The organism is Streptomyces sp. NBC_00435, assembly GCF_036014235.1.
Lineage (GTDB): Bacteria > Actinomycetota > Actinomycetes > Streptomycetales > Streptomycetaceae > Streptomyces.
The window spans coordinates 4,583,842-4,606,694 of the sequence record NZ_CP107924.1; the positions used below are offsets into that span (position 1 = coordinate 4,583,842).

Genomic DNA, 22,853 nt, shown 5'->3' on the forward strand with positions numbered 1-22,853 from the left:
TGTGCTGTGCGGCGAGAGGCCTATCGGGGTGGTGTTACCTGAGGTCCTGGGTGGGTGTTGCCGGCGGGCCCCGGACCGGCCGGGTGTCCAACAGGCCGGTGAGAGCACAGGCCAAGGGGTCCGGGGGAGTGACGGGGACACCGAATTCAGCCGTGGGCGAACAAGCCCTGGCGGGGGTCCCTCCGGAGCAGTCACCCCCACTCCAGGGCAAAGCTTCGGCCAAGAAACCCCTGCCGGGCCGAGGTCACGTCCGGCCACGGCCGACGGGCTGTGCGGCGTAGCCTTCGGGGATGGCAGAGAGCAAGGTCAAGAAGGCCGGGGCGAAGCCCGAGAGCCACCTGGCGATGGTGCGGCGGGCGCGCAGGATCAACCGCGAACTCGCGGAGATCTACCCCTACGCCCACCCGGAGCTCGATTTCCGCAACCCCTTCGAGCTGCTGGTCGCCACCGTCCTGTCCGCGCAGACCACCGACCTGCGCGTGAACCAGACGACCCCGGCCCTCTTCGCCGCCTACCCGACCCCCGAGGACATGGCCGAGGCCGTCCCGGAGGCGCTGGAGGAGATCATCCGGCCGACCGGGTTCTTCCGGGCCAAGGCCAAGTCGCTCCTGGGCCTCTCGCAGGCACTGCGCGACAACTTCGGCGGTGAGGTCCCCGGCCGCATCGAGGACCTGGTGACGCTCCCCGGGGTCGGCCGCAAGACGGCGAACGTCGTCCTCGGCAATGCCTTCGGAGTCCCCGGGATCACGGTCGACACCCACTTCGGCCGGCTGGTGCGGCGCTGGAAGTGGACCGAGCAGGAGGACCCGGAGAAGGTCGAGGCGGAGATCTGCGCGATCTTCCCGAGGAGCGAGTGGACGATGCTCTCGCACCGCGTCGTCTTCCACGGCCGCCGGATCTGCCATTCGCGCAGGCCCGCCTGCGGCGCCTGCCCGATCGCTCCGCTCTGTCCGGCCTACGGGGAGGGCGAAACCGACCCGGAGAAGGCGGCGAAGCTGCTGAAGTACGAGAAGGGCGGCCAGCCCGGGCAGCGCCTGAGCCCACCGCCGGACTACCCGGGCCTGCCGGCCCCCGCGAGGTCCGGGCCGGCCGGCGGCTGAGCGGGCCGCCGGGCCGCCGGGCCCCGGCCACCGGCGGGGGCCGGCCACCGGACCACCTGGCCCCGGCGGCGGCGCCGCACCCGCAAGGAACGAATCGCTACCCGCACCGCGTTTGGCCGTGTGTGGGGGAACAGGGACAGGGGTGCCTATGACTGAGGCCACGCAGAACCGCCCGGCGGACACGGCCGGCCCCGGCGCGGCCGCCGCGCACGGGGCCCCGTACGACGGCCGGAGCGACGGCGGCACCGCCCTGCGCACCCACGGCCTGCCCGGCTGGCTCGACCCCGTCGTCGAGGCGGCGCGGACGGTCCGACCGCAGCAGCTCAGCCGGTTCCTGCCGCCCGAGGACGGCGGCGGCCGCCAGTCCGCCGTGCTGATCCTCTTCGGCGAGGGCCTCCGGGGCCCCGAGCTGCTCCTCATGGAGCGCGCCGGCACCCTGCGCTCGCACCCCGGACAGCCCTCCTTCCCCGGCGGCGCCCTCGATCCCGAGGACGGCGACCCGCACACCACCGGCCCGCTGCGCGCCGCTCTGCGCGAGGCGGAGGAGGAGACCGGTCTGGATCCGGCCGGGGTCCAGCTCTTCGGGGTGCTGCCCCGGCTCTACATCCCGGTCAGCGGCTTCGTCGTGACCCCGGTGCTCGGCTGGTGGCGCGACCCCAGCCCGGTCGGCGCCGTCGACCCGGCCGAGACCGCCCGCGTCTTCACGGTGCCCGTGGCCGATCTCACGGACCCGGCGCACCGTGTCACCGCCGTCCACCCCCGCGGCTACCACGGCCCCGCCTTCACCGTGGAGTCCGCTCTGGTCTGGGGTTTTACGGCCGGGGTGATCGACCGGATCCTGCACTTCGCCGGCTGGGAGCTTCCCTGGGACCGGTCGCGGGAAGTACCCCTCGACTGGCACGCGTGAGACGGTGGCCCATGTGAACGTGCTGGACATCCTGTTGCTGCTCGCCGCCGTATGGTTCGCGGTCGTCGGCTACCGCCAGGGGTTCGTCGTCGGCATCCTGTCGGTGATCGGCTTCCTCGGCGGTGGTCTCGTGGCCGTGTCCCTGCTGCCCCTGATCTGGGACCGGGTCACCGACAACGGCACCCAGGTGTCCACCACGGTGGTCGTCATCGCCGTGGTCGTGATCATCATCTGTGCCTCGATCGGCCAGGCGCTGACCACCCACCTGGGCAACAAGCTCCGGCGCCACATCACCTGGTCCCCGGCCCGCGCGCTCGACGCGACGGGCGGCGCCCTGGTGAACGTGGTCGCGATGCTGCTGGTGGCCTGGCTGATCGGGTCCGCGCTCGCCGGTACGTCACTTCCCACCCTCGGCAAGGAAGTCCGCAACTCCAAGGTGCTCCTCGGCGTTTCGCGGGTGCTCCCGGCGCAGGCGAACACCTTGTTCTCGGACTTCAGCTCCACCCTCGCCCGCAACGGTTTCCCGCAGGTCTTCAGCCCGTTCTCCAACGAGCCGATCACCGAGGTCAAGGCCCCCGATCCGGCACTGGCGCACAGCCCCGTGGCCGAGGACGCGAAGCGCTCGATCGTGAAGGTCGTCGGCACGGCGCCCTCGTGCAGCAAGGTGCTGGAGGGCACCGGCTTCGTCTTCGCGCCGGGCAAGGTGATGACCAACGCGCACGTCGTCGGCGGGGTCGGCGAGCCCACCGTGCAGGTCGGCGGCGAGGGCAAGCTCTACGACGGCAAGGTCGTGCTCTACGACTGGGAGCGCGACATCGCCGTCCTGGACGTGCCCAAGCTGAAGGCGCCCGTGCTGGAGTTCGCCGACAAGGACGCGGGGAGCGGGAGCGACGCGATCGTCGCCGGCTTCCCGGAGAACGGCGCGTACGACATCCGCTCGGCCCGCGTCCGCGGCCGGATCAACGCCAACGGCCCGGACATCTACCACCGGGGAACCGTGCGACGGGACGTCTACTCCCTGTACGCGACGGTCCGCCAGGGCAACTCCGGCGGCCCGCTGCTGACGCCCGAGGGCAAGGTGTACGGGGTCGTCTTCGCGAAGTCCCTCGACGACCCCAACACCGGTTACGCCCTGACGGCGGACGAGATCCGCGAGGACATCCGGATCGGGCAGACTGCCGACCGGCGGGTCGACAGCCAGGGTTGCGCCCTCTAGGGAGCCACAGGGCCTTCCTGCGGCCCTCGGCCCTCCTGAGGGCCCTCCGGGAGCCCTCAGGAGGCCTTCGGGTCACTGGAGGTGTCCGGAGATGTGCTTATGTGCGCTGGTGCCTCAGCCGGGCCGAGACCCAGCGGGCCCGCCGGCGCAGGATGCGTGGAATCCCTAGTCGGGGGTCGGCGTAGCCTTCGCGGCTCTGCCCCCTGTGCGTGCCCGGCGTGACCGTCGAGCGGCGTTCGTGTGCGGTGTCACCGTAGTCGTGCGTCCAGCCCATACTCCGAGCTCTGCCCGGGGCCCAAGGTCGGTAATCGCGTTGGGGGCGGCCAATTGGCCTATGCGCCAGGCAATTGAATGATTGTCATATGAGTCATTCGGTTCAGCGGTCGGGCTCGGGATCCCGGAGCCAGTTGACCAGCTCGGTCGAGAACGCCACCGGGTCCTCCTCGTGCGGGAAGTGCCCGAGCCCGTCGAACAGCCGCCAACGGTAAGGGGCTTCGACGTACTCCCCGGACCCCGCCGCACTCCGCGTCCGCATCACCGGATCGAGCGAGCCGTGCAGGTGCAGCGTCGGCACCCGCACCGGCCGCTTCATGCGCCGGTTGAACTGCAGACCGTCGGGCCGGGCCATGGAGCGCATCATCCAGCGGTACGGCTCGACCGAGCAGTGCGCGGTGGACGGGATGCACATCGCGCGCTGGTACACCGCGACGTCGTCCTCGTCGGGGAGCCGGGGGCCCGACCAGTCCCGGATCAGTTCGCCGACGAGCGCCCCGCCGTCGGCCACGAGCTGCCGCTCGGGAACGAACGGCCGCTGGAAGCCCCAGATGTGCGAATTGGCGCGGGTCTGCCCGAAGTCGGACAGCATCGCCGAGCGCCAGCGGCGCGGGTGCGGCATCGAGGACACCACCAGCCGGCGCACCAGCTTGGGCCGCATCACCGCCGCCGTCCAGGCCAGGTAGCCGCCCAGGTCGTGCCCCACGAGGGCGGCGTCGGGCTCGCCCAGGGACCGTACGACCCCGGTGATGTCGAGCGCCAGGTTCGCCGGGTCGTAGCCGCGCGGGGTGCGGTCGCTGCCGCCCACCCCGCGCAGGTCCATCGCCACCGCCCGGTAGCCGGCGTCGGCGAGGGCGGTCAGCTGGTGCCGCCACGTCCACCAGAACTGCGGGAACCCGTGCAGGAGCAGCACCAGCGGCCCGTCGCCCAACTCGGCGACGTGGAACCGTGCCCCGTTGGCCGCGACGTCCCGGTGGGTCACTTCCCGCCCGCCGGGGATGTCGATCCGTACCGCCGTGGCGGCGGTGGGGGGCGTACCGGATGTGCCGGAGTCCGACGAGGGGGCTGTCATGAGGTCGAGCGTGCCACACCCACGGCGTTGTCACTGACCGACCGAGCGTGCGGCTTGACGGTGCCGACGAGGGCCGCGGTCTGCTTGACCGAGGCGATGGTCCTGGTCGGCGGCTTGACCTTCTTGAACTTCACCACGGCGAGCAGCCCGACCAGGCCCGCGAGCAGCCAGAACGCGCCGCCGACGATCAGGAGCGACCAGGCCAGCCCGAGCCCGAGGTTGTGGATCCCGTACGCCGCGGCGAAGCTCAGCACCGGCAGGGAGAAGAGGATGAGCACGCCCGCGGCGATGGCGGCCCCGCTGCCGATCCCCGCGCGCTTGACGTCTTGCTTGATCTCCACCTTGGCGAGGGCGATCTCGTCGTGCACCAGGGCGGACATCTCGGCGGTGGCCGAGGCGACCAGCTGGCCGAGTGTGCGCTCGGCTCCTGGGGCCCCTTGGTCCACTGCGCTCATCGCTCTCTCCCTCTGTCGGCCATCAGGCGACGGCTGTCCTGTCGTCAGTCAGATCATGCCGGACGGCCGCCGTCGGCGCTGGACCCGCCCGGCGCTTCGCCCGCCGCGGCGGCGGCCGCTTCGGCCCTGCGCAGGTGCTCCGCGGCCTTGGCCTCGTAGATCTTCGCCATCCGCAGGTGGTAGTCCGGCTTGTCCTGCTCGTAGATGTCCGGGATGCCGTCGAGGTCCTCGTCGCGCTCCTCGTCCTCGGTGAGCGCCTTGTACTTGCGGTTGCGCATCTTGAGGAGGACGCCCGCGAAGACCGCGGCGATGAGCGAGCCGATCAGGACGGCCGCCTTGACCTCGTCGGTGAGGACGGGGTCGTCGGTGAAGGCCAGTTCGCCGATCAGGAGCGAGACGGTGAAGCCGATTCCCGCGAGCGAGGCGACGGCGAAGACGTCCGGCCAGGCCAGGTCGTCGTTGAGCTCTGCCTTGGTGAAGCGGGCGGCGAGCCAGGTGCCGCCGAAGATGCCGAGCGTCTTGCCGAGGACGAGGCCGAGCACCACGCCGAGGGTCTCGGGCCGGGTGAAGACCTGGCCGATGGACTCGTCGGAGAGGGAGACGCCGGCCGAGAGGAGGGCGAAGAGCGGTACGGCGAAACCGGCCGAGACGGGCCGCACCATGTGCTCGATGCGCTCGCCGGGGGAGTGGGCCTCGCCCTCCTCGCGGTGGCAGCGCAGCATCAGGCCCATGGCGACACCGGCGATGGTGGCGTGCACGCCGCTGTTGTACATCAGGCCCCAGATCACCAGGGCGAGCGGGACGTAGACGTACCAGCCGCGGACCTTCGCGCGCAGCAGGAACCAGAAGAGGACCAGGCCCGCGAGCGCGCCGCCGAGCGCCAGGAAATTGATCTCACTGGTGAAGAACACCGCGATGATCATGATGGCGAACAGGTCGTCGACGACGGCCAGGGTCAGCAGGAACGCGCGCAGGGCGGACGGCAGCGAGGTACCGAGGACGGCGAGGACGGCGAGCGCGAAGGCGATGTCGGTGGCGGTCGGGACCGCCCAGCCGTCGGTCGAGCCGTTGCCGAGCACGTTGGTGAGTACGTAGACCAGCGCGGGCACGGCCATGCCGCAGAGGGCGGCGATGACCGGGAGCGCGGCCGCCTTGGCGTCGCGCAGGTCGCCCGCGACGAGTTCGCGCTTGAGCTCGATGCCGGCGACGAAGAAGAAGACGGCGAGCAGGCCGTCGGCGGCCCAGTGCTGGAGGGAGAGGTCCAGGCCGAGCGCGCCGGGGCCTATGTGGAAGGAGCGGACGCTGTCGTAGCTCGCCGAGACGGCGGGCACGTTCGCCCAGACGAGTGCGGCGATCGCGGCCACGAGGAGGAGGACGCCGCCGACCGTTTCCGCGCGCAGGGCGTCGGCCACGAAGCGGCGCTCGGGCAGCGAGAGCCGGCCGAGGAGCTTGCGGCTCTGGGTGTCGGTGGGGGTGGGCGCGGCCACGGGTGGCACCTCCGGGGTGGGTTGGACGGCATGGCGAAGCACGTTGCCGACCAGACTTCCCGGCGCACCCTGTGGAGTAATTCTTTTACCACTCAATACTTTACAGGGTGCACGCGTGGGCGTATCCGGTGATCGTCACTTTATGCGCGAAAGGGACACCCGGCGCGGCGCGCGCGGGATGCCCCCTTCACGGTGTCGTGCGGATGGTGCCGGGACCTCAGTCCTCGCTGCCGGCGGCCGGCAGCTTGCTCTGGATCAGGTCCATGACCGAGGAGTCCGCGAGCGTGGTGACGTCACCGACCGCGCGGTTCTCGGCCACGTCGCGCAGCAGACGGCGCATGATCTTGCCCGAACGGGTCTTCGGCAGTTCCTGCACCGGCAGGATCCGCTTCGGCTTGGCGATCGGGCCGAGCGTGGCGCCCACGTGGTTGCGCAGCTCCGCGACCAGGGTGTCCGTCTCCGAGGCGCTGCCGCGCAGGATGACGAAGGCCACGATGGCCTGGCCGGTGGTCTCGTCGTTCGCGCCGACGACCGCCGCCTCGGCGACCGAGGGGTGCGAGACGAGCGCCGACTCGACCTCGGTGGTCGAGATGTTGTGGCCGGAGACCAGCATCACGTCGTCCACCCGGCCCAGCAGCCAGATGTCGCCGTCGTCGTCCTTCTTGGCGCCGTCGCCCGCGAAGTACTTGCCGGCGAAGCGCGACCAGTAGGTGTCGATGAACCGCTGGTCGTCACCCCAGATGGTGCGGAGCATCGACGGCCACGGCTCGGTGAGGACCAGATAGCCGCCCCCGCCGTTCGGAACCTCGTTCGCCTCGTCGTCCACGACGGTGGCGGAGATTCCGGGCAGCGCGCGCTGCGCCGAACCGGGCTTGGTCTCGGTGACGCCGGGCAGCGGGGAGATCATCATCGCGCCGGTCTCGGTCTGCCACCACGTGTCCACGATCGGGCAGCGGTCGCCGCCGATGTGCTTGCGGTACCAGATCCAGGCCTCGGGGTTGATCGGCTCACCGACCGAGCCCAGGACGCGCAGGCTCGACAGGTCGAACTTCGCGGGGATGTCGTCGCCCCACTTCATGAACGTCCGGATCGCCGTGGGCGCGGTGTAGAGGATGGTGACGCCGTACTTCTGCACGACCTCCCAGAAGCGGCCCTGGTGCGGGGTGTCCGGCGTGCCCTCGTACATCACCTGGGTGGCGCCGTTGGCGAGCGGCCCGTAGACGATGTAGGAGTGCCCGGTCACCCAGCCGATGTCGGCGGTGCACCAGTAGACGTCGCTCTCCGGCTTCAGGTCGAACACCGCGTGGTGGGTGTACGAGGCCTGGGTGAGGTAGCCGCCGGAGGTGTGCAGGATGCCCTTGGGCTTACCCGTGGTCCCCGAGGTGTAGAGGATGAAGAGCGGGTGCTCGGCGTCGAAGGCCTGCGGCGCGTGCTCGGCGCTCTGCCGCTCGACGATCTCGTGCCACCAGACGTCGCGGCCCTCGGTGAAGGCGGTGTCCTGGCCGGTGCGGCGCACCACGAGGACGTGCTCGACCTGCGGACACTTGGCGACGGCCTCGTCGATGGCGGGCTTCAGGGCCGAGGGCTTGCCGCGGCGGTAGCCGCCGTCGGCGGTGATGACCAGCTTGGCGTCGGCGTCCTGGATGCGGGAGGCGACGGCGTCGGCGGAGAAACCGCCGAAGACGACGGAGTGCGCGGCGCCGACGCGGGCGCACGCGAGCATCGCGACGACCGCCTCGGGGATCATCGGCAGGTATACGGCGACCCGGTCGCCGGCCTGTACGCCCAGCTCGGTCAGGGCGTTCGAAGCCTTGGAGACCTCGTCCTTGAGCTCGGCGTAGGTGATCGAGCGGCTGTCGCCGGGCTCACCCTCGAAGTGGATGGCCACGCGGTCGCCGTTGCCGGCCTGGACGTGCCGGTCCACGCAGTTGTACGCGACGTTCAGCTTGCCGTCCGCGAACCACTTCGCGAAGGGCGGGTTGGTCCAGTCGAGCGTCTCCGTCGGCTCGGTGTCCCAGCTCAGCCGCCGCGCCTGCTCGGCCCAGAAGCCCAGCCGGTCCGCGTCGGCCTGTGCGTACGCGGCCTCAGTCACATTGGCGGCGGCGGCCAGATCGGCGGGCGGTGCGAACCGCCGCTCCTCCTTGAGCAGATTGGCCAGGCTCTCGTTGCTCACGACATGTCCCTTTCCCAGGGTGTCCGTTGTGTCCCCGGCATACCTCATCAGTCAATGGCCCAGGTGACAAGGGGTTGCCGGAAATTGGTGTAGACCTATTACTCGGTCGGGCCCACGCGCGAGTGGCCCCTTCCCGCTGCAGGGCGCGGGAAGGGGCCACTGAGTGGCACGGATACGGGAGGGTATCGGTTCGCGTGCTCCCGCCCGGTCCGGTACTACCCGATCAGCCGCGCAGCGCACCCGCGCCGACGGTGTCGAACACCCGGCAGTCGAAGAAGTCCTCCCCCTCCGACAGCAGGTACGCCTGCGCCTCGCCGACGTGGAAGTACATCCCGTGCAGTTCCAGCGTGCCCTCGGCGAGCCGCCGGGCCACCGATTCGTGGGCCCGCAGGTGCTCCAGCTGCTGCACGACATTGGTCAGGCAGAGCTGCTCCACGGCGTCTGCCGGCAGCCGGCCGGAGATCCGCGCCCAGGCGTGATGACGGCTGGCCATCCGCTCCAGGCTCGGCAGCCCGTGCCGCAGCCAGCGCCGCAACGGGGTCATGGGCGCCCCGGGCGAGGAGTTGAGCAGCGCCTGCATGGCCCCGCACCCCGAGTGCCCGCACACCGTGATGCTGTCGACCTGGAGCACGTCCACGGCGTACTCGATGGCCGCGGCGACCGAGTCGTCCGTGGACTCGGCGCCCGGGAGCGGGACGAGGTTGCCCACGTTGCGGACGGTGAACAGGTCCCCGGGCCCGCTGGCCGTGATCATGCTGGTCACCAGGCGGGAGTCGGCGCAGGTGAGGAAGAGCTGGGAGGGCCGCTGCCCCTCACGGGCCAGCCGGGCCAGCTCGTCGCGGACGTGCGGCGCGGTGTCCCGCTGGAAGGCGCTGATCCCACTGGCCAGTTGACCTGCGCCGCGCCGGCGGTGCGCGGCCGGGGCGGCGATCGAGGCGTGCGCCGGGCCGTGCGCCGGGCCGTTCTGCGATCCGTGCGCCGAACCGTCGGCCGATGCCTTGGCCGGTACGTCGGCCGGTCCGCCTGCCGGTGCGGTGGCGGGGGCGGTGGCCGTACGGGCGACAGCCGCGCGGTGGTCGCAGTGGTTCTGCCACGGCGTCCAGGGCCGGCAGCACTGGTGGTCCCCGCGCTGCGTGCCTTGGTTCTCCCGATCCGCGAGCCCGGCCCGCCGGGCCTGCTCGGTTTCGGCGATCCTGGCCCCCGACCGGCCCGTGACCTCCAGCGAGCCCCCGTGCGCCAGATGGGAGTCCTGCCAGTCCTGGAGCGTCTCGTAGGCGGCGTGGTCGATGAACGAGCCGTCGAGCTCGATGACCGCGTGCCCGTGGTGCGGGATCTGGTTCAGGGCCCGGCTCAGCCGCGGGACCGCGAGGAAGGTCAACTGCCCGCGCGCCCACACCCGGTGGACCCCGCTGTCGAGCAGCTCGATGGTGATCCTGGTCCGGGCGAGCCGGTGCAGGGCCAGGGCGACGGCCACCGCGATGCCGATGGCGACGCCCTCCAGGACCCCGCCGAGGACCACGGCCGCGATGGTCGTCGCGTAGACCAGGATCTCGCGGTGCCGGGTGACCGTGCGCAGGTGTGTGGCGCTCACCATCTGCACGCCCACGGCCATCACCAGTGCGGCGAGTGCGGCCAGCGGGATCAGGTCGAGCGCGGGGACGAGCAGACCGGCCGCGAGCAGCACCCAGAACCCGTGCAGCATCGTCGACCGGCGGCTGACGGCACCGGACTTGACGTTCGCCATGCTGCGGACGGCGCCGCCCGCGACGGGCAGCCCGCCCAGGGCTCCGGAGACGATGTTCGCCGCGCCCTGGCCGCGCAGTTCGCGGTTGAGGTCGCCCCGCGCGGGGCGCCGGCCCGTGCCGCGCTCGGCGGCGATCAGCTTGTCGGTGGCGACGGCCGAGAGCAGCGATTCCACGCTGCCGACCAGGGTGACGGTCAGCACGGCGGCGATGATGCCGAGCACCGGGCCCTCGGGCAGTTCGGGCAGCGCGTGGCTGCGCCAGGACGGCAGGTCCACGCGGGGCAGCGTGAGTCGCGTGAGGGTGGCGACGGTCGTGGCCACGGCCACGGCGGCCAGCGCGGCCGGCACCTTGCGCAGGGTCCGGCCCGCCCGCCCCGGCAGCCGCGGCCAGCAGAACAGGACCGTCAGCGTGAGCACGCTGACCCCGAGTGCGGCGGGATGCAGATCGGCCAACTGGCCCGGCAGTCCGCGGACATTGGCCAGGGTGGAGCTCTGCGGGGTGCCGCCGAGCACGATGTGCAGCTGGGCCAGCGCGATCGTCACGCCGACTCCGGCGAGCATGCCGTGGACGACGGCCGGGCTCACCATCAGGGCGGACCGGGCGGTCCGCAGTGCGGCGAGGCCGAGCTGGCAGCAGCCGGCTAGCACCGTGATGGCGCAGGTGGTGCGCCACCCGTAGTGCTGGATCAAGTCGGCGGTGACGACCGTGAGTCCGGTCGCGGGCCCGCTCACCTGGAGCGGCACCCCGCCGAGCCGCCCGGCCACGATCCCGCCGGCCGCCGCGGCGACGAGCCCCGCCTGGAGGGGGGCGCCCGTGGCCAGGGCGATGCCGAGGGACAGCGGCAGTGCGATCAGGAAGACGGCCAAGGAGGCCGAGAGGTCTCTGGCGATGGCGGGAGAGGGAGGGGATGTGGTTGCGGGGGTGGCTGTCATAGGTCCCGTCTCCTCGGGGGAGGGGTGAAGCGGCGGGAGTCTCAAAACTCGGTAAATGAACGGTAATGGAGAGTAAAGGTCGACGGTAGGAGATGGGGGCAAATGGTCTAGAAATTAGCGCTCACGAGTGATTAAGCATTTAGTACGGCTTGTCCTACCTTCCTAAAAACAGGCCTCGTGGGACGTTGCGGCGCGGAAGTCCTGCGATGGAACTGCGAGGGAAGAGGTGGGCGGATGACTGCCATCAAGAAGAAGACCGCCACGAAGAAGATTGCCGGCGGTCTGGTCGCCACGGCGCTGGTCCTGGGAGTGGCCGGGTGCAGCACCTCGGAGCCCGCCCGGCAGCCGTCCCCGGGAGGTCAGGCCGCCAAGAAGGGCGCTGCGGCCCCGGAAGGCCCGGCCCCGGGCAGCGTCAAGCGGCTCATCGGCGACGGCTCGACCTCGTACACCGGTCTGCAGCCGAACGTACAGAGGGCGCAGAAGCTGAAGCCCGGCGAAAAGCCGCCGCAGTTCGTCGTCTATTCGTGGGACGGGGCGGGAGAGGACAGCCAGAAGCTCTTCTCGCATTTCCGCGAGGTCGGCAAGAAGTACAACGCCCGTATGACGTACTTCCTCAGCGGCGTGTACATGCTCCCGGAGGAGAAGCGTTCCCTCTACACCGCGCCCCAGCATTCCTCGGGCCGCTCCGACATCGGCTTCGGCGACCCCCAGGGCATCAAGGACACCGCCACCCAGGTGCGCGGGGCCTGGCTGGAGGGCAACGAGATCGGCACCCACTTCAACGGCCACTTCTGCGGACCCGAGGGCGGCGTCGGCACCTGGTCCGTGGAGGAGTGGAAGAGCGAGATCAACCAGGCGAAGTCCTTCGTCAAGAACTGGAAGACGAACTCGCCGGCCCTCAAGGACATGGAGGCGCTCCCCTTCGACTACGACAAGGAGATGATCGGGGCCCGCACCCCCTGTCTCGAAGGCCAGAAGAACTTCATGCTGGCGGCGAAGGCGATGGGCGGCTTCCGCTACGACTCCAGCGGCATCAGCAAGCAGATCTGGCCGAAGAAGACGGACGGCCTGTGGGACATCCCGCTGCAGCTGGTGCCCATGCCTGGCCGCGCCTTCGAGACGCTCAGCATGGACTACAACTACCTGGTCAACCAGTCCGGTACGACCACGCAGGGCGACCCCTCGCAGCACGCGTACTGGGGTGAGCAGATGCGCGACGGCCTGGTCAAGGCCTTCGAGCGGACCTACCAGGGCAACCGCGCGCCACTGATCATCGGCAATCACTTCGAGTCCTGGAACGGCGGCACCTACATGCACGCCGTCGAGGACTCCATCAAGACCATGTGCACCCAGAAGGAGGTCCGCTGCGTGCCCTTCCGCGAGCTGGCGGACTGGCTGGACGCCCAGGACCCGAAGACCCTGGAGTGGATGCGCACCCTCGACGTCGGCGAGGCGCCGAAGGAGGGCTGGAACAAGTTCCTGACGGCGGGGCCGCCGGCGAAGCCGGCCGCCCCCGCCGGGGTCAAGCCGGCTGCGGAGCCGGCTGGAGCGGCTCAGAACGAGGAGTGAGCAGCTCCCGCAGGACGAAACCGGGGTCGACCTGTTCCGCCAGGTCGATCCCGGTCTTCGCGTTGCCCCAGCTCTCCGCGTTGCGCAGGTGGAAGTGGACCATCTGCTCCGTGTACCGCTCCCAGTCGCGGTGCGCGTAGGAGTCGTCCGCCGCGTCCTGCAGCGCCTGGAGGGCCAGCCGGTTGGTGGCCTCCAACAGCTCGAAGGAGGCCGGGCGGCCCTTCTCCATCGCCCGTACCCAGTCCGACTGCCCGACGGTGACCAGCAGGTCCTCACCGGCCTCGTCCTGGAGGAACTCGATGTCCTCCGGGCCCTGCACCTTGTTGCCGACGACCTTGAGCGTGATCCCGAAGTCCCGCGCGTACTCCTTGTACTGGCGGTAGACGGAGATGCCCTTGCGGGTCGGTTCGGCCACCAGGAAGGTCACGTCGAAGCGGGTGAACATGCCGGAGGCGAAGGAGTCCGAGCCGGCCGTCATGTCGACGACGACGTACTCGTCGGCGCCGTCGGCGAGGTGGTTGAGGCAGAGCTCGACCGCGCCGACCTTGGAGTGGTAGCAGGCCACCCCGAGGTCGGACTCGGTGAACGGCCCCGTGGCCATCAGCCGCACGGGCTCCCCGTCGAGGAGCAGGGTGCGCGCGCAGGCGTCGTAGACGGGGTTGTCCTCGTCGACGCGCAGCAGCCGGGAGCCGGTGCCGGGCGGGGTGGTCTTGATCATCGTGTCGGCGGACGCGATGCGCGGGTTGGAGCCCCGCAGGTAGTCCTTGATGAGGGGCAGGTGCGCGCCCAGCGCGGGCAGCGAGGCCGCCTCGTCCTCGCTGAGCCCGAGCGCCGCGCCCAAATGCTGGTTGATGTCGGCGTCCACCGCGACGACACGGGCTTCATTGGAGGCGAGGTGGCGGATGAAAAGGGAGGACAGCGTGGTCTTGCCGCTGCCGCCCTTCCCCACGAAAGCGATCTTCATGTTCACGAAGGGTAGTGGGTTGGTGGCTTTGTGTGGTGTGTCTGAGTGAAGAAGACCACTCCAAGGAGGGGTCGGTGCTACGGGGGCGCAGTGCGTAGGCTCCTACTTATGAGTAGCGCCTCCGGTTCCGCCGCCGTTCCTTCCGCCGCTTCCGCCCCCGCCGACCCGCTCGCCCCGCTGGCCGGTCTCCCGGGCGTCTCCGAGTCCGTGGATTCCGTACGCAGGGCCGTGGACCGGGTCTACGGCCACCGCGTCATGCGCCGGCGCGCCGGGGCGGTCGCCTCGGAGGCCGCGCTGCGCGGAGCGCGCGGGAGCGCGGCCCTCTCGGGTGCCGACTGGGCCCTGGAGGAGGTCCGCCGGCGGACCGATTTCGGCTCGGAGCCGGAGGCCCGAACGGTGGGCGCCGCCCTGCGGCTGGCGGCGGAGGCCGGCCAGCTGCTGAGCATCTGGCGCCAGTCGCCGCTACGGGTGCTGGCGCGGCTCCACCTCGTGGCCTCGGGCTCCACGGCCGACGGTGACATGGTCGGCAGGCCGCGGCTGGCCGGCGAACCGGTGGACGAGCCGCTGATCGACCTGCCGCTCCCGGACGCGCAGGAGGTGGCGGGCCGGCTGGAGGGGCTGTCCGGCCTGATCATCGCGGGCGGCTCCGCCCCGGCCCTGGTCACGGCGGCAGTGGTGCACGGCGAGCTGCTCGCGCTGCGCCCGTTCGGCTCGTACAACGGCCTGGTGGCGCGGACGGCGGAGCGGATCGTGCTGATCAACAGCGGTCTGGACCCGAAGGCGATCTGTCCCGCCGAGGTCGGCCACGCGGAGCAGGGTCGCGATGCCTACCTGGAGGCCTTCGGGGGCTACGTCTCGGGGACCGCGGAGGGGATGTCGGCCTGGATCGCGCACTGCGGCCGTGCGATCGAGCTCGGAGTCCGCGAATCGACAGCGGTCTGCGAGGCGCTCCAGCGCGGAGCCGCCTGACCTGACCTGACCGTTCCCTGACCTGGGCACATGGGTTGCGGCGACACCATACTGCTCAGGTGTCGCCGCTGGCACTTACGCCCAGTTACCAAGCGTCCTCGATGATTGCCCATCAGGTCGGGGACTTTGCCCGTTACCTGGTGCGGCTGGCCCGTAATCGACGGGTCGACGTCGCGTGGGTGCTCGGCGTTCATGCTTCGGTCCGTGGGCCTTACTGCGTTTTAAAGATGATCCTCTCGGATGTTCTTTGGTCTCGCGGGCCGTTGACTCCTTTGTACTCCGCTTCGGTGCCGAGCGAAACCCCTGGCCGCATTTCTTTGCATTCAGGGTCATCCCGGTGCGTATCGGACAGCTGCTGTCTTCGCAGGTCAGGACGCGGCCGCAGCGGCGAGCGCACGTCGCCGGCTCGCGTACCAGACCAGTCCGGCGGTAGCCGCGGCCGCGCCGACCGCCGCGGCGGCGACCAGTGCCGGCCGTGCGGGCATCGACAGGCCGGGTACCCGCTGCTTCAGCCGGACCGGCCGGTTGAAGACCAGCACTGGCCACTCCCGCGCCGTCGCCTCCCGCCGCAGCGCCCGGTCGGGATTGACCGCGTGCGGGTGTCCGACCGCCTCCAGCATCGGGATGTCGGTGGCCGAGTCGCTGTACGCGTAGCAGCGCGAGAGGTCGTACCCCTCGGACTCCGCGAGCTCGCGGACGGCCTCCGCCTTCGTGGGGCCGTAGGCGTAGTACTCGATCTCCCCGGTGAAGCAGCCGTCCTCGCCCACGACCATGCGGGTCGCGACGACCCGGTCGGCGCCCAGCATCTCGCCGATGGGCTCGACGACCTCGGCGCCGGAGGTGGACACGATCACCACGTCGCGGCCCGCCGTGTGGTGCGCCTCGATGAGGGACGCGGCCTCGTCGTAGATCAGCGGGTCGATGAGGTCGTGAAGGGTCTCGGCGACGATCTCCCGGACCTGCTGCACGTTCCACCCCTTGCAGAGGGCGGACAGGTACTCCCGCATCCGCTCCATCTGATCGTGGTCGGCGCCGCCGGCCAGATAGATGAACTGGGTGTAGGCGGTGCGCAGCACGGCCCTTCGGTTGATCAGGCCGCCCTGGTAGAAGGACTTGCTGAACGTCAGAGTGCTCGACTTCGCAATGACCGTCTTGTCCAGGTCGAAGAAGGCTGCGGTGCGAGGCAAGGAGTGCGGCAAGGGCTGATTTTCCACGACCCGAGCATATGCGCCCACCATTCGGCGTAAAGTGCGGCGCGTGGGTTTGCCTGAGAAGCCTCTCGGGTACACCATGGAAGTCACGGATCGTTCGCGACCGTGCTAACCCGGTCTGGCTCCTCCCCCCCCGAGTCGGACCGTGGGGACGACCCCCGCTCTCCCCCCCGGCGGGGGTCGTCGCATGTCCGGACGCGGTTCGCGTCCCTGCTTTCGGCCCTGAGTGATCATTCCTCGGCCTCCTCGTCTTCCTGGGGCCCGCGCGGCGTAGGCCCTCACCCCCTCGAACTCGTCACGGTGCGTAGTCGTTCCGGCGCGCTCCGGAACTCACCTGTTGGGGTGAGTGGGTTATTCACATTGGCGCGACCGCCCACAGTTTTCGAGCAAGATCCACTTCCTTTTCCCGATCCCGTCACGGTGATTCCGGCCGCGAAGTCCGCGGCGCTGGATTTGCGGTGAGAAGGAGGCGGAGATCGTGGCTGGATCGAAGTCGTGTGAAGTCCGGGATCTCGCGGTGGCGGGCGGGAGCTGGCTGAATCCCGGTGCCGGCGGGTCCGTGCCCGCCGGCGGACGGCCGCTGATCATCACTGAGGACCCCCTGCTGCTCGACGACCTGCTGCGGCTGTGCGCCGCCGCGGGAGCCGAGCCGCATGTGCACCACGCGGTGCCCGAGCAAAGCGGAACCGGTGGTGGCAGTGGTGACGGTGGTGGCGCCAGCGACGGCGGAGGCGGAGGCGGCGCGGGCGCTGCGGGCGTCGGCTGGGAGTCGGCGCCCCTCGTCCTGGTCGGTGACGACGCCGCCCGCCGGGTGCGCGGGGCGCCCCGGCGCGGCGGGGTCTTCCTCGTCGGCCGCGACCTGGACGACCCCCACGTGTGGCAGCGGGCGGTGGAGATCGGCGCCGAGGAGGTCCTGACCCTCCCCGACGCCGAGAACCGGCTCGTCGACCGCATCGCCGATGTGGTCGAGGGAGCCGGGCGGCCCGCCCTCGCCGTCGGGGTCATCGGAGGCAGCGGCGGCGCCGGAGCCTCCACCCTCGCCTGCGCCCTGGCCCTGCGGGCCGCCCGGGCCGGGGAGCGGACCATCCTCATCGACGGCGACCCCCTCGGAGGCGGCATGGACGTGCTGCTCGGGGGCGAAGCCGCCGAAGGGCTGCGCTGGCCCGACTTCGCCGCCTCCCGGGGTCGGGTCGGCGCCGGGGCCCTGGCGGAATCCCTGCCCGAGCTGCACGCACTGCGGGTGCTCAGCTGGGTTGTTTGAACAAACTTGCAATGTCCCATAGAGCGCCGGGGCTGGCGTGTTGCCGGGTTGTAGGGGGGTTGCACAGCTGTCTCTTTCCGATAGCGTCAGCGCATGGAACAAATGTTCTACTCTTCGACAGGCTGGGAAGCCTGGGGGCTGGAGTACAAGCCCGTTATCCCCGAGGGGATGTCCCTCGTCTTCGATGAGGATCTGCTGCTTGAGGACTCTGCGGGCCTGCGTCCTTCAGCAGTGATCAACCGCTGGGCCTGCGAGTTGCCGACGGACCATGTCCCCGCCGCCAACTCTTGGCCGAGCTACGTCCGCGCCGTTCGCATGTGGGCGGAGTTCGGAGCCGAGCACGGAGTGGGCCTGTTCGACACCAGAGACCGGCTCAAGGCCCTCCTGAGCGCGTACTCGATCCACCGGTCGAGCGGGCCCCTCGAGGCCCGCTACAGGGCGACGACGTGGAACCAGGAGATAGCGAAGCTCGGGAAGTTCTACGGCTGGGCGATCGCCAACGGGTACACCACTGCACTGCCCTTCACCTACACAGAAGCCACGGTTCTGTACGCCGGGCAGCTGCGGAAGGTGAAGGCGAACGGCGCCCGACGACGGCAGCCGAAGCAGCACGTCACCATCAAGTACCTCGAGGACGACTTCGCGGACTTGTTCCTCAAGGGTCTGGCCCGGCTTGAGCCGGACGGCTCGCAGGAGCGTGGCTACCGGGGTCGGGAGATGGCCCGCAACAGCGCGGTGGGGCGTTTCGTCTTCGCCTCCGGGACCCGCAATCAGGAGTTCTCCTACCTGCTGGCGTGCGAAGTGCCGCCACTGCCCCGACGGCGCTCGGACATACCGGTGCCCGTCGAGCTCCCGGCGAAGATCACCAAGGGTGAGAAGTTCCGGACGACGTGGACGGACTACGACACCCTGGCCGAGCTGCACAACTACCTGGCGTTCGACCGTGCGGCCGCTGTGCAGGGATCCAGCTGGTTGCCGCCGGCCAAGTGGGGGGAGCCGCTCCGCGTGACGGAGGCCGACTTCCGTGGCGGCCGGGTCAACGGTACGCGGATGCAGTGGGCGGACCTCGGGCCGGGAGAGCGCCGGCGATTGGTCGCACCAGGGGGCGGGTCGATGCTCTTGTCGGTGTGCGGACCGGGGCGGCCCTTCACAGCGTGGAACATCGTCTTCGAGCGGGCCTCTGACCGGATCCGGGAGCGCTACGAGCCCAGGTTTCCTCATGTCTGGCCCCACCGAGGACGTCACACGTTCGCGATGCAGACCATGGCCAAGCTGGTCGGCGGCTACTACGAGCGGGTCGCGCGTTTGGTGAAGGACGGCGACGACAACGCGGGGCTGGCCCTGTACCTGAGGACCACGGAGCCACTGATGGTCCTGCGTGATCTTTTGGGACATTCCACATCATTGACCACGGAAAGCTATCTCCACCGCCTGGACACCACGCGTGTGTTCGCCGAGCTGTACGAGCAGGTCGGGCAGTCCACCGGTCTTGCGGCGCGGGCCAGCTCGCGTGAGGCGGCGTCTGAGTTCGACGACGACCACGACGAGGATGGTGTCTGATGCCCGCTGTTGTGACCGAGGACCCGCTGGGCATCGCCGCTGAATTCAGCGATGGCACCACATGTGTCCTCAAGGTCGATGCTGTCAGGGCTGGAAACAGACGAGTTGTCAGCAAGAATCCGGCTCTCGCCAGGGAACTGCTCCTGGGATTGGCCGATCTGGTCCACCCGCACGGTGACATCAATGCAGATAGGACGCTCCGCGGATATCTGACAGGGATCAGGAACCTGACGAACGGCCTCGCGGAGCGTGGCTTCACGGGTACTTGTTCGGACCTGACCCGTGCACAGCTCGCGGCCCACTGGAGGCTCGGCGATGGCCGCCCGCAGCACGAGGGCCAGACGCGGGGGATGCTGCGTCGGGTCGATGATCTGCACGGGCTGCTGAAACCTGACGTCCGTGACCTTGTCGATGGCCGCAAGTTCAAGACCACCAACAAGTCGGATCTCAAAAACCTGCCGCCCTACAGCGAGACGGAATGGGCAAGAATCACCGAGGTCAGCCTCTCCGTGGTGAAGGAGTCGTACCGGGCACACCAGCGTGCGAAGGCGGCCGCCGAGGGCGGCGAGGACCCATTCCAGGGCGGATGGACCGCTGCAAATCTGCTGTGGGCCTACACGCAGCGGGGGCCAGACGAGGTGGGACCGCTTGCCATGTGGAGCTCGGCTCACCCCTCCGGGCTGTCGCGGGCGAAGTTTCCGTTCATGCGGACCACGGCCGCCGGTGGACTGTTTCCCGACGCGGCCACGGTGATCGCCTACCGGCTGTTGCTGGGCGTCTACACGGGCATCGTGCCGGACGGACTGGACGATCTGGGTCTGGGGGACGTCGACTGGGCCGGCGACGCGACAGTCCTCCTGTCCTACGTCAAGGGCCGGACCGCCGGGGAAAGCCGTACTTTGACCAGGCGGGCCAGCCGACTGCTGGAGCAGTGGACCGACCATTCGGCGCTGACGCGACGCTTCGCCCCGCCGCACCTTCGTGACCGGCTCTGGCTGAGGTATGAACTGCGCGGCAGGCATGACAACTGGCAGACAACCGTCCCCGACTCAATCACGATACGCAGATGGATCGTCGTACAGGGGCTGCTGGGAGATGACGGCAAGCCTCTGCAGATCCACCTGCACCGGATCCGCACCACGTACGACTCACTGCGCGACCGGCGTTCATGGATGGGAAGCCGCAGGGCCACCCTGGACCCGAACCGCAGCCCGGCCACCGAAGGGGACCACTACCTGGGGGCCCACACCGTCGAACAGCGCGAGCTGGTCGAGGAGATCATCGCCGAGGCCCAAAACGACATGCTGCGGCGGGCCGAGCCCCCGACAGTGCTGGTGACGGAGGATGTTGCGACCCTTGTGCAGGACTACCCGCGCAAGGTGGCGGCCCTGGGCCTGGATGACGAGGCCCTGGCGGCTCTGGTCGGTGGTCAACGCGACGTCTTCAGTGCAGCCTGCGGTGATCAACTATCGGGACTGCACGGCCCGAAGGGCAAGCCATGCCCGGCTCGTCCCTGGGTCTGCCTGCTGTGCCCGCTCGCGTTGTTCACTCCGCGGCACCTGCCGAACCTGATGCGGCTGCGGGCGTACTTCGCCCGCCAGTGGGACCAGATGACCGGACAGGAATTCCTGGGCGTCTTCGGCCACTACGACAGGCGGCTGACCGAAATCCTCACACCGGGGGCTTACTTCACCTCCGGAGCCCTGCTCGAGGCGGCCGGAGCGGTTGCCGACATCGACGACGAACTGCCGCTGCGGCCGGAAGAAGGCACCCGATGATGACGCACTCCACCACCTCGGCCTTCGCGGCAGCGGTGTACACGAGCCGGTTGGCCCAGGTGGATGTCTGCGAGGCGGCTGGCCTGTCCGTCCGTCCTGGGGGCGTGCGGCCTCTGGTCGGCCAGCTTGTCTGGGACTTCAGCGACGTGGAGGGCCTGCCCATATCGGTGTCGCCGTCGCTGTGGATCTACGACTTCGCCAGGATCAGCGATCCGCGGTGGCGTGTCGTGGCCCAGGAGTTCGCGTTCGCCCGGCTCGCCCCCGGGCACGAGAGTGTGCGTGAGCTTCCCCATGCCTTCCGCACCCCATTGGCGATCACCACCTGCAACGACCGGCTGGGCGAGCTGACCGAGTGGCTGAACTGGTTGACGGTGCGGGGGGTGACGTCGTTGGCCGCAGTCAACCAGCGGCGCTGCGATGCGTATTACCTCGAACGCAGCGTCGTGCGTGACCGTCAGGGCATCGACCTGCGGCCGGCCGGCCCTGGGAAGCGGCTGGTGGCGGCGATGGCCGTGCAGGAGCCTGTCTTCTACTCCGAGCTGTTCAGCGTTGACGGCTTCGCCGAGGGTTTCATCCCATGGCGGGGACGCTCCCCGTTCCAGGTTGCGGGATGCGACCTGAAGGCGGCGAACAAGGTCCAGCCCATGCGGCAGGAAGCACTGCAGCCCTGGCTCGCGGCCGCCCTATACGTCGTGGAGGTGCTCGGTCCCCAGGTCTTGGACCTGGTCCGGAGCATCAGGGACGAGGCTGAGGGGGAGAGTCCCGGACGGCGCTTCGGCGGCCTGTGGCGCGAACAGCTCGCAGCGGTGATCCGCTCTCACATAGCCAGTGGCACCCCCCTGGAGTCGATGGGTGAGCTCAAGGCCCGCGTCCGAGTGACCAAGGGCTGGTCCGAGGACGACCCGCTGTTGAACGTCAACCTGAACAGGCTGGCGGGCGAGACCGGCGGGATGGCGATCTTTCACCACAAGTACCTTCGGGAGCTTCGGCCGCTCTTGGAAGAGGCGGTTGCCAGCGTCGGGTTGGCGCCACGCTGGGGGCGGGACACCGGCTTGGTGGCCCGCGCCGACGGCGGCGGCGAGGTGCCATGGACCGAGGGGATCGAGACGGTCCAGGACGTGATTTTCCTGTTGGAACGGGTCCGCACGGCGTGCGCGGTGGTACTGGCGCTGCTGACCGGTATGCGCTCCAGCGAGCTGATGGAAATGCCCGTCGATGCTTGTGTCCCACCCCAGGACCTCGGATCGGGGAGGAGGCGCTACCGCCTTCGCACGAAGTTGATCAAAGGGCAGGAGTTGGGCGGAGTCTGGGACGAGTGGGTCACCGTCGCCAGGGCCTACGGTGCTGCGGGTCTGGCCGCTGATCTCCTCGATCCGGCGGATGCCCAGGACAAGCTGTTCGGCCGTATCCAGTTCGGTGCCCGCTGCGAGACTCTGCGTGATTGGGTCAACGGCCCGCAGGGGCAGCGGCTGGGGCTGGCGCGGATACCGGTGGACCCGATGAATATTCGGGTCACGAGGCGCACGCTGGCGATGGAGCTCGCGCACCGGCCCGGCGGTCTCCTGGCCGCGAAGATCCACCTCAAGCACCTGTCGGTGGTCACCACCGAGGGCTATGCGGCGACTCCCGGCGGGTCGCAGGCCCGGTTCATGGCCGATGTCGCAGCCGAGGAACAGGTCCGCAATACAGACCTTACGCTGGCGGCCTTCCGGGACTTCCAGCAGGGAGTCAAGCCGTCGGGCCCCGGAGCGAGGGACTTGGTCGAGTTCTTCACCTCCGTCGACGAGGCCCTGCGGGACCTCGAGGTGGCGGCGCCCGGGGTGCGGCCCGGGGACCAGGAGGTGATCAACTTGCTGGCCAGGAGGGCGAAGACGCTGCATCTGGGGATCGCGAACTACTGCTGGTTCATGGATCCTTCGAAGGCACTGTGCCTGATTTTGGCCGGGACGCCGGGGGCTGACCGGCCGCTCGCGGGAATGTGCGATTCATCCAGGTGCCCGCAGGCCACCCACATGCCAGGCCATCGCCCGGTCTGGGCGTCGAGCGCGGAGAACAAGAAGGTCTTCATCGCCTCCATCGGGCGGGGTCAACCAACCGAGAAGGCACGTCTGAAGGCGGATCTGGACCGGGATCTGCGAGTCCTGGCCGAGATCGACGCAGCCTGCGGAACGGTGGCCTGAC

General features: G+C 69.8%; 15 protein-coding genes and 1 pseudogene. 9 read left to right on the forward strand and 7 right to left on the reverse strand.

Annotation, left to right across the window (positions count from 1 at the left end):
- The first annotated feature begins 290 nt into the window (after positions 1 to 290).
- The 3 genes from nth to OG389_RS21105 all read left to right on the forward strand — a co-directional run bounded on the left by nth (position 291) and on the right by OG389_RS21105 (position 3,223).
- The gene (gene nth, locus OG389_RS21095; protein ID WP_328300024.1) at positions 291 to 1,100 is read left to right on the forward strand and encodes an endonuclease III; all 810 of its coding nucleotides are present in this window, start codon (positions 291 to 293) and stop codon (positions 1,098 to 1,100) included.
- Between the two features lie 148 nt (positions 1,101 to 1,248).
- A complete protein-coding gene (locus OG389_RS21100; protein ID WP_328300025.1) occupies positions 1,249 to 2,007 on the forward strand; it encodes an NUDIX hydrolase in 759 nt (252 codons plus the stop codon).
- Between the two features lie 13 nt (positions 2,008 to 2,020).
- On the forward strand, positions 2,021 to 3,223 hold the full coding sequence (locus OG389_RS21105; protein WP_328300026.1) for a MarP family serine protease: 1,203 nt from the start codon (positions 2,021 to 2,023) through the stop codon (positions 3,221 to 3,223).
- Positions 3,224 to 3,599: 376 nt separating this feature from the next.
- Here the strand turns inward: OG389_RS21105 and OG389_RS21110 are convergent, their stop codons facing one another.
- From OG389_RS21110 to OG389_RS21130, 5 genes are all read right to left on the reverse strand, one after another.
- A complete protein-coding gene (locus tag OG389_RS21110) occupies positions 3,600 to 4,568 on the reverse strand; it encodes an alpha/beta fold hydrolase (protein ID WP_328300027.1) in 969 nt (322 codons plus the stop codon).
- Entirely contained in the window at positions 4,565 to 5,023 is a 459-nt protein-coding gene (locus tag OG389_RS21115; RefSeq protein WP_328300028.1) for a phage holin family protein, read from the reverse strand. The genes OG389_RS21110 and OG389_RS21115 overlap by 4 nt, the downstream gene beginning before the upstream one ends.
- A 53-nt stretch (positions 5,024 to 5,076) precedes the next feature.
- Positions 5,077 to 6,510, reverse strand: a complete 1,434-nt coding sequence (gene nhaA / locus OG389_RS21120; RefSeq protein WP_328300029.1) for a Na+/H+ antiporter NhaA — start codon at positions 6,508 to 6,510, stop codon at positions 5,077 to 5,079.
- Positions 6,511 to 6,727: 217 nt separating this feature from the next.
- Positions 6,728 to 8,731 (reverse strand): acetate--CoA ligase, encoded by a 2,004-nt coding sequence (acs, locus tag OG389_RS21125; RefSeq protein ID WP_328300030.1) that lies wholly within the window; start codon positions 8,729 to 8,731, stop codon positions 6,728 to 6,730.
- A 175-nt stretch (positions 8,732 to 8,906) separates the two neighbouring features.
- On the reverse strand, positions 8,907 to 11,360 hold the full coding sequence (locus tag OG389_RS21130) for a SulP family inorganic anion transporter (RefSeq protein ID WP_328300031.1): 2,454 nt from the start codon (positions 11,358 to 11,360) through the stop codon (positions 8,907 to 8,909).
- A gap of 234 nt (positions 11,361 to 11,594) precedes the next feature.
- Between OG389_RS21130 and OG389_RS21135 the strand changes: the two genes are divergently transcribed.
- The gene (locus OG389_RS21135; RefSeq protein ID WP_328300032.1) at positions 11,595 to 12,929 is read left to right on the forward strand and encodes a hypothetical protein; all 1,335 of its coding nucleotides are present in this window, start codon (positions 11,595 to 11,597) and stop codon (positions 12,927 to 12,929) included.
- Here the strand turns inward: OG389_RS21135 and OG389_RS21140 are convergent.
- The gene (locus tag OG389_RS21140; protein ID WP_328300033.1) at positions 12,883 to 13,893 is read right to left on the reverse strand and encodes an ATP-binding protein; all 1,011 of its coding nucleotides are present in this window, start codon (positions 13,891 to 13,893) and stop codon (positions 12,883 to 12,885) included. The genes OG389_RS21135 and OG389_RS21140 overlap by 47 nt on opposite strands.
- A gap of 108 nt (positions 13,894 to 14,001) precedes the next feature.
- Here OG389_RS21140 and OG389_RS21145 point away from each other — a divergent pair, with 108 nt between their 5' ends.
- The gene (locus OG389_RS21145) at positions 14,002 to 14,862 is read left to right on the forward strand and encodes an oxidoreductase (RefSeq protein ID WP_328300034.1); all 861 of its coding nucleotides are present in this window, start codon (positions 14,002 to 14,004) and stop codon (positions 14,860 to 14,862) included.
- 368 nt (positions 14,863 to 15,230) lie between these two features.
- Here the strand turns inward: OG389_RS21145 and OG389_RS21150 are convergent, their stop codons facing one another.
- A complete protein-coding gene (locus tag OG389_RS21150) occupies positions 15,231 to 16,100 on the reverse strand; it encodes an HAD family hydrolase (protein WP_328300035.1) in 870 nt (289 codons plus the stop codon).
- 490 nt (positions 16,101 to 16,590) lie between these two features.
- On the opposite strand from OG389_RS21150, the pseudogene ssd reads away from it, so the two are divergent.
- From ssd to OG389_RS21170, 4 genes and pseudogenes are all read left to right on the forward strand, one after another.
- Positions 16,591 to 17,325, forward strand: a pseudogene (gene ssd / locus OG389_RS21155) (septum site-determining protein Ssd); the annotation flags it as partial.
- 102 nt (positions 17,326 to 17,427) lie between these two features.
- Entirely contained in the window at positions 17,428 to 18,894 is a 1,467-nt protein-coding gene (locus OG389_RS21160; RefSeq protein WP_328300036.1) for a site-specific integrase, read from the forward strand.
- Positions 18,894 to 20,672 carry a hypothetical protein gene (locus OG389_RS21165; RefSeq protein WP_328300037.1) on the forward strand — a complete coding sequence of 593 codons (1,779 nt, stop codon included), beginning with the start codon at positions 18,894 to 18,896 and terminating at the stop codon, positions 20,670 to 20,672. Before OG389_RS21160 ends, OG389_RS21165 begins: the two co-directional genes overlap by 1 nt.
- Positions 20,669 to 22,852 carry a site-specific integrase gene (locus OG389_RS21170; protein WP_328300038.1) on the forward strand — a complete coding sequence of 728 codons (2,184 nt, stop codon included), beginning with the start codon at positions 20,669 to 20,671 and terminating at the stop codon, positions 22,850 to 22,852. Before OG389_RS21165 ends, OG389_RS21170 begins: the two co-directional genes overlap by 4 nt.
- The last annotated feature ends 1 nt before the right edge of the window (position 22,853 follow it).